Annotated in this window: 10 protein-coding genes; 8 read left to right on the forward strand and 2 right to left on the reverse strand. The window is 56.2% G+C overall.

Features of this window, described 5'->3' with window-relative positions:
- The first annotated feature begins 94 nt into the window (after positions 1-94).
- The 8 genes from MTP37_RS06765 to MTP37_RS06800 all read left to right on the forward strand — a co-directional run bounded on the left by MTP37_RS06765 (position 95) and on the right by MTP37_RS06800 (position 10,827).
- Complete coding sequence (locus tag MTP37_RS06765) at positions 95-2,362, forward strand: hydratase (protein ID WP_396344397.1); 2,268 nt, start codon at positions 95-97, stop codon at positions 2,360-2,362.
- 177 nt (positions 2,363-2,539) lie between these two features.
- A complete protein-coding gene (locus MTP37_RS06770) occupies positions 2,540-3,397 on the forward strand; it encodes a PHP domain-containing protein (RefSeq protein WP_249236590.1) in 858 nt (285 codons plus the stop codon).
- Positions 3,398-3,495: 98 nt separating this feature from the next.
- The gene (locus MTP37_RS06775) at positions 3,496-3,759 is read left to right on the forward strand and encodes a TIGR03905 family TSCPD domain-containing protein (protein ID WP_249236591.1); all 264 of its coding nucleotides are present in this window, start codon (positions 3,496-3,498) and stop codon (positions 3,757-3,759) included.
- 138 nt (positions 3,760-3,897) lie between these two features.
- Positions 3,898-6,198, forward strand: a complete 2,301-nt coding sequence (locus tag MTP37_RS06780) for an ATP-dependent Clp protease ATP-binding subunit (protein ID WP_249236592.1) — start codon at positions 3,898-3,900, stop codon at positions 6,196-6,198.
- Positions 6,199-6,321: 123 nt separating this feature from the next.
- Positions 6,322-7,311, forward strand: a complete 990-nt coding sequence (locus MTP37_RS06785) for a diacylglycerol/lipid kinase family protein (protein WP_249236593.1) — start codon at positions 6,322-6,324, stop codon at positions 7,309-7,311.
- A 332-nt stretch (positions 7,312-7,643) separates the two neighbouring features.
- Positions 7,644-7,931, forward strand: coding sequence for a co-chaperone GroES (locus tag MTP37_RS06790; RefSeq protein ID WP_249236594.1), 288 nt, complete (start codon positions 7,644-7,646; stop codon positions 7,929-7,931).
- A gap of 51 nt (positions 7,932-7,982) precedes the next feature.
- On the forward strand, positions 7,983-9,623 hold the full coding sequence (groL, locus tag MTP37_RS06795) for a chaperonin GroEL (RefSeq protein ID WP_249236595.1): 1,641 nt from the start codon (positions 7,983-7,985) through the stop codon (positions 9,621-9,623).
- A gap of 454 nt (positions 9,624-10,077) precedes the next feature.
- Entirely contained in the window at positions 10,078-10,827 is a 750-nt protein-coding gene (locus MTP37_RS06800; RefSeq protein WP_249236596.1) for a hypothetical protein, read from the forward strand.
- Between the two features lie 87 nt (positions 10,828-10,914).
- On the opposite strand, the gene MTP37_RS06805 is transcribed toward MTP37_RS06800, so the two are convergent.
- Together MTP37_RS06805 and MTP37_RS06810 are read right to left on the reverse strand one after the other, a co-directional pair.
- On the reverse strand, positions 10,915-11,292 hold the full coding sequence (locus MTP37_RS06805; RefSeq protein WP_249236597.1) for a type II toxin-antitoxin system HicB family antitoxin: 378 nt from the start codon (positions 11,290-11,292) through the stop codon (positions 10,915-10,917).
- 96 nt (positions 11,293-11,388) lie between these two features.
- On the reverse strand, positions 11,389-11,691 hold the full coding sequence (locus MTP37_RS06810; protein WP_118657350.1) for a helix-turn-helix domain-containing protein: 303 nt from the start codon (positions 11,689-11,691) through the stop codon (positions 11,389-11,391).
- Positions 11,692-11,739 lie beyond the last annotated feature (48 nt).

The following is an 11,739-nucleotide window of genomic DNA, read 5'->3' on the forward strand; positions in this document are numbered from 1 at the left end:
GGCAGATCAGACGGTGTACCGTTCTGCCGGGGCAGTGCCCGCAACAGAGGGCGGGCGGGAAAATCAAAAAGAGAGGCGAATCGAGATGTTGGATATGATCAAGTGCAGCACCGGCGGTGCATACTATGCCCGCGGGGAGTGGGTGCCGGCAGACGGCAATGCATCTGCCGCGCTGGCCGCAAAAGGCTTTGATGCAGCAGCCGTTGCAAACGCAAAGACCGGTACCATGGCTTACAGCATTCTGCAGGCCCATAACACCAGCGGCGATGCCGATAACCTGAAGATCAAGTTTGATGCCATGGCCAGCCATGACATCACCTTTGTTGGCATTATCCAGACAGCCCGCGCATCCGGTCTGGAGAAATTCCCCATTCCATATGTGCTTACCAACTGCCACAACAGCCTGTGCGCTGTGGGCGGCACTATCAACGAGGATGACCACCGCTTTGGACTGTCCGCTGCTAAAAAGTACGGCGGCATCTTTGTGCCCCCGCACCTTGCAGTCATCCATCAGTACATGCGCGAAAAGTTTGCGGGCTGCGGCAAAATGATCCTGGGCTCCGACTCCCACACCCGCTATGGCGCTTTGGGCACCATGGCTATTGGCGAGGGCGGCGGCGAGCTGGCAAAGCAGCTGCTGGGCCGCACCTATGATGTTGCCCGCCCGGGCGTCGTGGCCATCTACCTCACCGGCTCTCTGCCCGCAGGCTGCGGCCCCCACGATGTGGCGATCGCACTGGTGGGCAAGCTGTTCAAGAGCGGCTACGTCAAGAACAAGGTCATGGAGTTCGTTGGCCCCGGCATTGCGTCCCTGCGTCAGGATACCCGCAATGCCATCGATGCGATGACCACCGAGACCACCTGCCTGTCCTCCATCTGGGAGACAGACGAGACCACCCATCGCTTCCTTGCTGTGCACGGCCGCGCTGCCGACTATAAAAAGCTGGCCCCGGCGGATCTGGCCTACTATGACGGCGTGGTGGAAGTGGATCTGTCTGCGATCCGCCCGATGATCGCACTGCCCATGCACCCCTCCAATGCATTCACCATTGAAGAACTGAACGCAAACCTTGAGGATATTCTCCACGCCTGCGAACAGGATGTGCAGAAGCTCATCGGCCGCAAGGACGTCAGCCTTGACCTGTGCAGCAAGATCGAGAACGGAAAGCTGCGTGTGGATCAGGGTGTCATTGCAGGCTGTGCAGGCGGTCTTTACGACAGCATTTATGAGGCAGCCTCCATCCTCAAGGGCCATACCGGCGGCTGCGGCGACTACGCACTCAGCGTGTACCCCGGCAGCCAGCCGATCATGATGGAGCTGGTGCGCACCGGCGTGATCAGCGACCTGATGGCAAGCGGTGCAACCATCCGCACGGCTTTCTGCGGTCCCTGCTTCGGTGCAGGTGATGTGCCCGCAAACGGTGCGCTGTCCATCCGCCATACCACCCGCAACTTCCCAAGCCGTGAGGGCTCCAAGCCTGGCAACGGCCAGCTTTCCGGCGTAGCACTGATGGATGCCCGCAGCATTGCAGCCACCACGGCCAACGGCGGCATCCTGACCCCGGCCACCGACATTGATTACGATCCCACTGTGCCTGAGTATCAGTACGATCCTTCCAGCTACAATACCCGCGTGTATCAGGGCTTTGGCAAAGGCGATTACGATGCACTGCTCAAGCTGGGTCCCAACATCAAGGACTGGCCCGAGATCGCACCGCTGGGCGAGAATCTGCTGCTGAAGGTGGCTTCCTACATCACCGATCCTGTTACCACCACGGACGAGCTCATCCCCTCCGGCGAGACCTCGTCCTTCCGCTCCAATCCGCTGGGTCTGGCAGAGTTCACCCTCAGCCGCAAGGACCCGGAGTACGTGGGCCGCGCCAAGGCTGTGCAGGCTGAGGAAAAGGCCCGCCGTGCAGGCGAGGGCAGCGCTGAGGTGCTGGCTCAGCTGCACAAAGTGCCCGGCTGCGAGGCCCTGACATGGGATGATGTGCAGATCGCATCCACCATCTTTGCCGTCAAACCCGGCGATGGTTCTGCCCGTGAGCAGGCTGCCAGCTGTCAGCGCGTGCTGGGTGCCGGGGCCAACATCGTCACCGAATATGCCACCAAGCGCTACCGCTCCAACCTCATCAACTGGGGTATGCTGCCGCTGCAGCTGGTGGGCGCAACGCCCTTCGGTCTGGGCGATTATGTGTTCATCCCCAACGTCTGCGAAGCTCTCAAGGGCGATCTGCAGGACATCAAGGCCTATGTGCTGGGCGATTCCGTCAAGGAGTTCAGCCTGTACATGGCCCCGCTGACCGCCGATGAGCGCAAGATCCTGGCAGATGGCTGCCTGATCAATTTCTATAAGAACTAATAAAGATCCTCTCAGTCATTGCTTCGCAATGCCAGCTCTCCCGAAAGGGAGAGCTTTTTAGCAGAACGGAGCACGGCAGCTTTTGCGGATAAAAAGCATTTGGCAAAAGAAAAGCCCCCCTCGGGGGAGCTGACGCCGCAGGCGGCTGAGGGGGTTTTCATGGAGGTTTCAATTTCTATGCCCGGCGATCTTCACAATCATTCTACCTGTTCCGATGGCTCGGTGCCCATCCACCGTCTGCCGCTCATGGCGGCGCGGGCGGGTCTGGACACCATGGCCATTTCCGACCATGATACCCTGCTCAGTGTGAATTACTGCTATGAGCACCCGGTGCAGGACGGGGTGCATCTGCTCCCGGCGGCTGAACTCACCGGCTACGACCACGAGCATCATCACCGAGTGCACCTGTTGTGCTATTACCCGGATCCGGAAAGCCGGGAGCTGAGGGAGCACTGCGACATCCTGCGCCAGCGCCGCAACGAGTGCGGTCTGCAAAGCGCAAAGGAGATCGAAGCGCTGTATCCGCAGTTCCGCACGGAACAGGCACTGGAATACGCAAAAGACAGCGGTGTACTGTTCAAAAGCGGCATTATGGAGGCACTGCATCAGCTGGGCCTGTGCGATGCCGTATATGGCAGGCTGTACAGTTACCTTTTTGGCTGGGAGCCGCGCGGCGTGGTGTTGCATCAGGTAAAGTATCCTTCGGTGCAGGAGGTGCTTGCCACAGCCAAGGCAGCCGGTGCGGTGGTGGTGTTTGCGCACCCGACCGTTTACAAAAGCATGCCGCTGGTACGCCAGCTTGCCAAAGAGGGAATGATCGATGGCATCGAGGTGGAGCATCCCCGCAACAGCCCGGAGGACAAGGCTGAGTGTGCGGCGCTGTGCGAGCAGTACGGTCTCATCCATACGGGAGGCACCGACTTCCACGGGGCTAACCACAAGGTGCCGCACCCGGTGGGCACCTGCACCACAGAGGAGGATCAGATCGCCCGTATTCTGGAGCTGGCCCACCAGCGCCGTGGAATCGATGTATGACCGTGCAGCAGGTCACATTGACATTCCAACAGACCGGCCTATAATAAATGAAGACGAATACCGTCGGAATGTCTGTCAAAAAGAGAGGATTTTGAACTATGAGCAAGGAATTCAGCTTCCCGAACAGCGGCACCTGCTCCAAGCAGACCAACTTTGTACTGAACGATGACCACACCATTGAGAGCATGGAAGTCATCGGCGGCTGCAACGGCAACCTGAAGGGCATCTGCAGCATCGTTCGCGGCATGAAGGCCGAACAGGTCATCGAACGCTTTGAGGATGTGAAATGCGGCTTCCGCAGCACCAGCTGCCCGGATCAGATCGCAAAGAACCTGAAAAAGGCTCTGGCTGAAATGAACTGAATATGATCTGCCAAAGAGGAGATGCCACACCGGTATCTCCTCTTTGCTTTTCCCATCCCGACACAAACGACTGATTTTTTTCGGTGCTTTGGGACTATACTTCTTGTGCAAACGAATTTTTCAACAAGGAGCAGGCAAATGAGCATCTGGGAAAAAATGGGCTTTGGCGGTTACAAAGGCTTTTCGCACGAGGCGGACAGATTGCTGCGCAGTGCAGTGGAGCTTGCCGGGAACCTGGGCTGCGAAAAGGCAGATACCAGCCATCTGCTGCTGGCGATCCTGCAGCAGGATCAGGGCGCAGCAGCGCGGTTTCTGGCAGGCAAACAGATCTGTGAGCCGGAAGTGCGCCGTCAACTGGCTCAGACCCGCCGCGCCCCGGCTCTGCATCTGGACCGCCATGACCTTGCACCGGATCTCAGGCGTACCATGGACTATGCTATCATCGGGGCGCAGAACGCTCACCTGAACCGTGCTGAACCGGAACACTTGCTCTGCGCGATGCTGGAGGATGATGGCTGCACGGCAGGCGTGCTGCTGGCGTCCATGGGGCTGCAGCTCACAGAGGCTGTGAGAGAATGCCGCCAGTTGTCCGGGCAGTTCGTTCTGCCGTACCAGACACGGGCGGCAGCCGGTGCACCACGCGGCAGCCGGGCCAGTGATAAATACTGCCGTGATCTGACCCGCCGCGCCGCAGAACGGGAGCTGGACCCGGTGTTCTGCCGGGAGGCGGAGCTGGACCGCATGGTAGAGATCTTATGCCGCCGTCAGAAAAACAACCCCTGTCTGGTGGGGGAGCCGGGCGTTGGCAAGACGGCGTTGGCAGAGGGCCTTGCCCAGCGCATTGCCGGGGACCGCGTGCCGCGCGCGCTCAAGGGGCGCCGCCTGCTGGCACTGGATATGGCCAGCCTTGTGGCAGGCACAAAATACCGCGGCGATTTTGAAGAGCGATTCAAAAACCTGCTGGAAGAACTGGTCCGGGACGGCAGTGCCATCCTGTTCGTGGACGAATTCCATACCATTGTAGGTGCCGGTGCAGCGGAAGGTGCCATTGATGCAGCCAGCATTTTAAAGCCGGTGCTGGCACGCGGAGAGCTGCAGATGATCGGTGCCACTACCACCGAGGAATTCCGCACCCATATCCAGAAGGATGCTGCATTGGAACGCCGTTTCGGCAAGGTGCAGGTGGAGGAGCCTACGCCTGCACAGGCCGTCGATATCCTCAGCGGTCTGGCCCCGCGCTACGAACGCTATCACAACGTAAAGCTTCCGCAGGAGACCCTGCAGGCGGCAGTGGAACTCTCGGTACGGTATCTGCCGGGGCGTTTTCTGCCGGATAAGGCCATCGACCTTGTGGATGAAGCCTGCGCAGCGGCACGCATCCGTGCGGAACGGGAAAAGCAGCCCCAGCCCGTGCTGACCCCGGATGATATCGCCCATGTAGTGGCACAGGCCAGCGGCGTGCCCACAGAGCGCGTTGGAGAGCAGGAACGGGAACGGCTGGAAAAGCTGGAACAGCGCCTGAACGAGGAGATCGTCGGGCAGAGCCGCGCAGTCGCTGCCGTGGCAGGGGCCATCCGCCGCAGCCGTACCGGCCTTGGGGAGCCGGGAAGGCCCATAGGAGCAATGCTGTTCCTTGGCCCCACCGGCGTTGGCAAAACAGCCCTTGCCAGGGCGCTGGCCGTCAGCTGGTTCGGCAGCGAAAAGGCACTGCTCAAGTTTGACATGTCGGAATATCAGGAGCAGCACACCGCTGCCCGGCTGCTGGGTGCCCCGCCGGGCTATCTGGGCCATGATGAGGGCGGGCAGCTCACCGAGGCCGTGCGCCGCCGCCCCTACAGCGTGGTCCTGTTTGATGAGATCGAAAAAGCCCACCCGGATATCCAGAACATCCTGCTGCAGATCCTGGAGGATGGGCAGCTCACCGATGCCATGGGGCGAAAAGCGGATTTCCGCAACACCATCGTACTGCTCACATCCAACCTTGGCGCGCGCTTTCTGGCAGGTCAGAGCGCTCCGCTGGGCTTTGCTGCGGGCAGTGAAGCCGTATTTGAAAAGCAGTCGGCGCAGGCCGTTGAGGAAGCGAAAAAGTGGTTCCGGCCAGAACTGGCAGGCCGTCTGGATGAAATGATCGTGTTCCGTCCGCTGGCAGATGACAGCCTGTGCGCCATTGCGGAAAAACTGCTCTGCCAGCTGGAACAGCGTGCAGCAGGCAGTGGCTATCAGCTGCACCATACGCCTCAGGTGGGCAGGGCACTGGCGGCAAAGGCACGGTCAGCCTATGGTGCCCGGGAACTGCGCCGCGCCGTGGACAGGGCAGTAGAGCAAGCCCTTGCAGACCGCATTGCCTCCGGCACAGCCAGTACCGGCCAGCACTGGACAGCGGACTGCTCGTCTGATGGCTCTATCATCCTGCGGGAGGATGAAACCGTAACCATGTAAAAATTGGACAGTAGTGGCTTCCCCGCCGTCCTGCCAAGTAAAAATGCATCTTGCAACCTGCTGGTTTTCTGTTATCATAGAATCAGGGTGTATCTGAAAAAACAGAATTGCAGGAGGAAGTTCATGCGCACTTTATTTCTTTTGAACCCCACTGCCGGCAAGGCAGACTGTACCCGTGCTCTGCCACGGCAGATCGATGCGGCTGCGGCGCGGGCCGGTCTTGCCATGGGAGAATATACCATTCGGATCACTGCCCACGCAGGCCACGCCCGGGAGCTTGCCAATGTCGCAGCCCGACAGGCCCGGCAGGCAGGGGAGCAGCTCCGCATCTATACAGCAGGCGGCGATGGCACCTTCAATGAAGCCCTCACCGGCGTCTATGGGTTTGAAAATGCGGCTGTGGGCTGCCTGCCCTATGGCAGCGGCAATGATTTCCTGCGTACTTTTGGCACAAAAGCGGAATTTCTGGATCTGGACGCCCAGCTTGCAGGCGGGCCGGTCGCCATTGACCTGATGCAGACCAGTCTCGGTCTTTCGGCCACCATCTGCGCTGCCGGTCTGGATGCGCAGGTCGCCTACGGCATCCCGAAGTTCCGGCGCATCCCGCTGTGCGGCGGCGAAGCGGCCTATGCGCTTTCCATCGTAGAACAGCTGTGCGGGCATATTGGCCGAAGAGTAGAGTACACCATTGACGGCGAGACTCTGACAGTGGACTGCCTTATGTGTGCCGTCTGCAATGGCCGCACCTATGGCGGTGGTTTCCGTGCAGCGCCGGAAGCCCAGCCGGACGACGGCTGGCTGGATGTGTATATCATCCGCAAGGTGAGCCGTTTGACCATCGCAAAACTTCTGGGAATGTACAAAAACGGAGGGCACTTCCGGAATGGTCAGCTGGTCAGGGCGGCAGAACCGTACTTTATCTACCGGCGGGCAAAGCAGGTCTCTCTGCGCGCCGTGGATGGCCGCGGGCCTATCGTTGCTACGGCAGACGGTGAGTGTGTGCCCAAGGAGCAGATCACTGTGCAGGTACAGCCGCTGGCTGGCCGTATTCTGCTGCCAAAGCCTGCTTTTGAGCGCTTTGCAGCGCAGCGGTCCGAACAGAGTGCGACCTGACCAGACGCGAAAAAATTCAGCCTTCAGGATCTCCTGAGCAGTCAAAGGGTCGGAAGCCTTAAAACAGGGTTTCCGACCCTTTGTTTTGCAGAAAAAAGAAAGGAAATCCGGAAGGTTTTGAATCAGGTTTTGCTGATGATACGTTGATTGGACGAGCTGTCACAAATTGTTAATAAAGAATTGCAAAAAAAGCCTTGATTTTTCGGGTCAAGATGAGTACAATACTCTTAGCACTCAGAGAAAAGGAGTGCTAAACAACCGGAAGGGCGCACGCGAGGCTTCCGGTTCATGGCAAAGTTTAAATTATATTTTATTATAGGAGGGCAAGAACTATGAAGATCATTCCTCTTGCAGACCGTGTTGTTATCAAGACTGTTGAGGTCGAGGAGACCACCAAGGGCGGCCTGATCCTGACCGGCAGTGCCAAGGAGAAGCCTCAGGTGGCTGAGGTCATTGCTGTAGGCCCCGGCGGCATTGTGGACGGCAAGGAAGTCAAGATGACCGTTAAGGTCGGCGACAAGGTCCTCACCAGCAAGTATTCCGGCACCGAGGTCAAGGTGGACGGTGAGGAGTGCACCATCGTCCGTCAGGGTGATATCCTGGCAGTCGTTGAGGACTGAGCACAGCCCCCTCTGTATTAAGAAATTGAGCTTTAAAGGAGCGATTAGATTATGGCTAAGCAGATCAAGCAGGGCGAGGACGCCCGCAAGGCACTGTGTGCCGGTATCGACACCCTGGCAAATACCGTTAAGATCACCCTGGGCCCCAAGGGCCGCAATGTGGTGCTGGGTAAAAAGTTTGGCGCACCGGTCATCACCAACGATGGCGTGACCATTGCCAAGGAGATCGAGCTGAAGGACGAGTTTGAGAACATGGGCGCACAGCTGGTGCGTGAAGTTGCCACCAAGACCAACGATGCAGCAGGCGACGGCACCACCACTGCAACCGTTCTGGCACAGGCTATGGTTACCGAGGGCATGAAGAATGTCACCGCCGGTGCAAACCCCATGGATATCCGCCGCGGCATGAGCAAGGCTGTTGCCAAGGCTGTTGAGACCATCAAGGCACACAGCCAGAAGGTGAAGGACAGCAACGATATCGCCCGCGTCGGCACCATTTCTGCCGGTGATCCCGAGATCGGCCGCCTGATCGCTGAGGCAATGGAAAAAGTTACCTCTGACGGCGTCATCACCATCGAGGAGAACAAGACCACTGCTGAGACCTACAACGAGATCGTGGAAGGCATGCAGTTTGACCGCGGCTATCTGACCCCGTATATGGTCACCGATACCGATAAGATGGAGGCTGTTCTGGACAACGCCGCCATCCTGATCACCGATAAGAAGATCAGCGTGATTCAGGATCTGGTTCCCCTGCTGGAGCAGGTCATGCAGAATGGTATGAAGCTGCTGATCGTGGCTGAGGATATCGAGGGCGAGGCTTTGTCCACCCTGATCGTCAACCGCCTGCGCGGCACCCTGAACGTGGCCGCTGTCAAGGCTCCCGGCTTTGGCGACCGCCGCAAGGAAATGCTGCAGGATATCGCCATTCTGACTGGCGGCACCGTAGTCTCCTCCGATCTGGGCTATGAGCTGAAGGACGCTACCGTCCAGATGCTGGGCCATGCACGTCAGGTCAAGGTCACCAAGGAGAACACCACTATCGTGGGCGGCGCAGGTGACAAGGATGCGATCGCAGCCCGTATTTCTCAGATCCGCAGCCAGATTGAGGTCGCTACCAGCGATTTCGACCGTGAGAAGCTGCAGGAGCGTCTGGCAAAGCTGGCTGGCGGCGTAGCCGTCATCAAGGTCGGTGCTGCCACCGAAGTTGAGATGAAGGACAAGAAGCTGCGCATTGAGGATGCTTTGAACGCAACCAAGGCTGCTGTTCAGGAAGGCGTCGTTGCCGGCGGCGGTACTGCTCCCATCAATGCGATTCCCGCTGTGCGTGAGCTGTGCGACACGCTGGAAGGCGACGAGCGCACCGGTGCCAAGATCGTCCTGAAGGCTCTGGAAGCTCCTCTGCGCCAGATCGCTAAGAATGCCGGTCTGGAAGGCAGTGTCATCATCGACAAGATTATTTCTGCCAATAAGCCTAACTACGGCTTCGATGCGCAGAATGAGGTCTTTGTGGACGATATGATCGCTGCCGGTATCGTTGACCCCACCAAGGTCACTCGTTCTGCTCTGGAAAATGCAGCATCTGTTGCAGAAATGGTCCTGACCACCGAGAGCCTGGTTGCAGATCTGCCGGAACCTCCGGCACCCGCAGCACCTGCCGGTGATATGGGCGGCATGGGCGGCATGTACTAATAACTGCCTAAAAACCGCATGAATCCTTGATTTTTGGAGCACGCAAAAGCGGATTTACGCCAAACTTACGCCACTTACGCCAAAAATCAAAGCGCACTATAGGGTAACAAAATCGGCACTCGCTGAAAAGCGGGTGCCGATTTTTGTGTCTAGGGGATTTGAAGACTCATGAAACCCACTGATGGATTCTGCGAGCGGCAGACTATCAGCGGCTTTATTGTTGACGAAAAACAAAGGTAGGGATACAATAATAAAAAAGAACGTAAAACCGGAAGGGAGCGTGCCGCCATGGAAAATCAGAGGGACTTCTGCAACGAATGCGGCGGCGAAATGGGGATTCCCGGCCTGATGGACTACAACATGAAGGAAATTGACGAGCAGTATCATGCTATGCAAGCATAAGAGGGGGGTTGCATAAATGCTCTTGAAATACTTTTATATAGGAAAGGACAAGATGGTGAAGAGACTTAAACAAAATAGCTTTGGGTTGTGGATGGTAATAAGTGTTATATTTGCAGTACTTATTCATATCCTTTTTTCAATAAAAGCACCGGTTAGCTGGCTAGAAGCCAAATGGTCGGCAGGCGACATTCTTACATATGCGTCTGGTGTATCACTTGGACTATTAGCTATGTGGCAAAATCAGAGATTCAAAGAGGAAAATGATAAATCGCAGGAGAGACTGGAAAAACTAACGATTCAGGCAAATGAACTAAACATAATAGACAAAATTATAGAAAATGAAACTCGAAAATTGCAGGAAGCTCAGATTTGTTGGGATGATTTTTGCGATGCGTGTGAGTTTGCAACCATAAGTGGATTTTTTATAGAATCTAAAGGCGATGAAGATACTATTTTAGGAAAAACACGAAACCATATTGCTTTAATAAATCGCCTTTATGCGCAATTACAAAGAATTGTTCAAAATGACCCTGATGATGTTGCTCGAAGTTGCTTTACTGGAATATCAAATGCAGCAAACCATGCTGAAGACCTATGCCATTTCTTTGAAAGGTGGAAGGAACAAGATGAAATTGCAGACAATGACTATATAAAAAAATACTATAAAGAGTATAAAGAACTGCTCTTGGTGCGAAATGTGTTTTTGAGCATTCAAGAAAAACGATTGAATGCAATTTTATATAAAAATATGAGTTTGGATGAAATTCGCAAAGAGTTGAATCCGGAGAAAAAGACAACGTGAACTAACAGATAATAGACGGCAAACAGCCGCCCAGCAAGACCATAGCGGTCAACTGCTGGGCGGCTGTTGCTGTACTTATAACTATACTTACGCCAGATGGAGTTTCTCTTTCAGCGCATCCTGAAGGACGCCGGAAAAGTTGATATGTGCCGATTCGGCGGCATCGTTGAGCCAGCCGGGAATGGAAAGGGGTTTCTTTACGGGTCTGTACCGCTTTTCGTACTCTTCCATATCGAAAGGCACCATCACCACAAAATCTTCCGGGTCAACATGGAGCGCAGAAGGGACAGAAGGCTCCGGGCAGACTTTGCAATCTTCCAGCATAAGGCCGATGGCATCCTGTGCCATGCGGACGGCTTCGTCCATGGTATCGCCTTGGGTGAAGCAGCCCTCAATATCGGGGATATCAACAGAGTACCCGGTTTCTTCCGGGTGAAAAATTGCGGGATAGAAAATAGCATTCATAATGTGACCTCATTTATTGTATCAAATACGTATTTTACGTATTTGTCAAGAGGGCAAATAAGCCGCCCAGCGACCTTTACGGTCTCGCTGGGCGGCTTATTTTTTGCGTTTCCAGAGCAAATATTCTTCGTAGCGGTGCATCTCGTTTTGTTCTTCTTCGGTCAGGCGCTGGCGCTGTTTGCGAGCCTCGTCCGAGGGGTCGATGTCGGTCAGACCCAGTAGGTAGTCGGCGGAGGTGCCGTAGAGCTTGCAGATGGCAAGCAGCGCGTCACTAGGAGGCAAGTTCTTTTCCTGCTCCCATGCACGGACAGCCCAGACCGAAAAGCCAATCTTATCTGCAAGGATTTGCTGCGTGTCATCATTTAACTTGCGAAGTTCAGCTAGCCGTTCCCCGAACATAGTTTTCCCACCCTTCTTTACCTACTAGTATATGTGGCACTACTACTT

It is taken from the genome of Faecalibacterium sp. HTF-F (assembly GCF_023347535.1).
Taxonomy (GTDB): Bacteria; Bacillota; Clostridia; order Oscillospirales; family Ruminococcaceae; genus Faecalibacterium; species Faecalibacterium wellingii.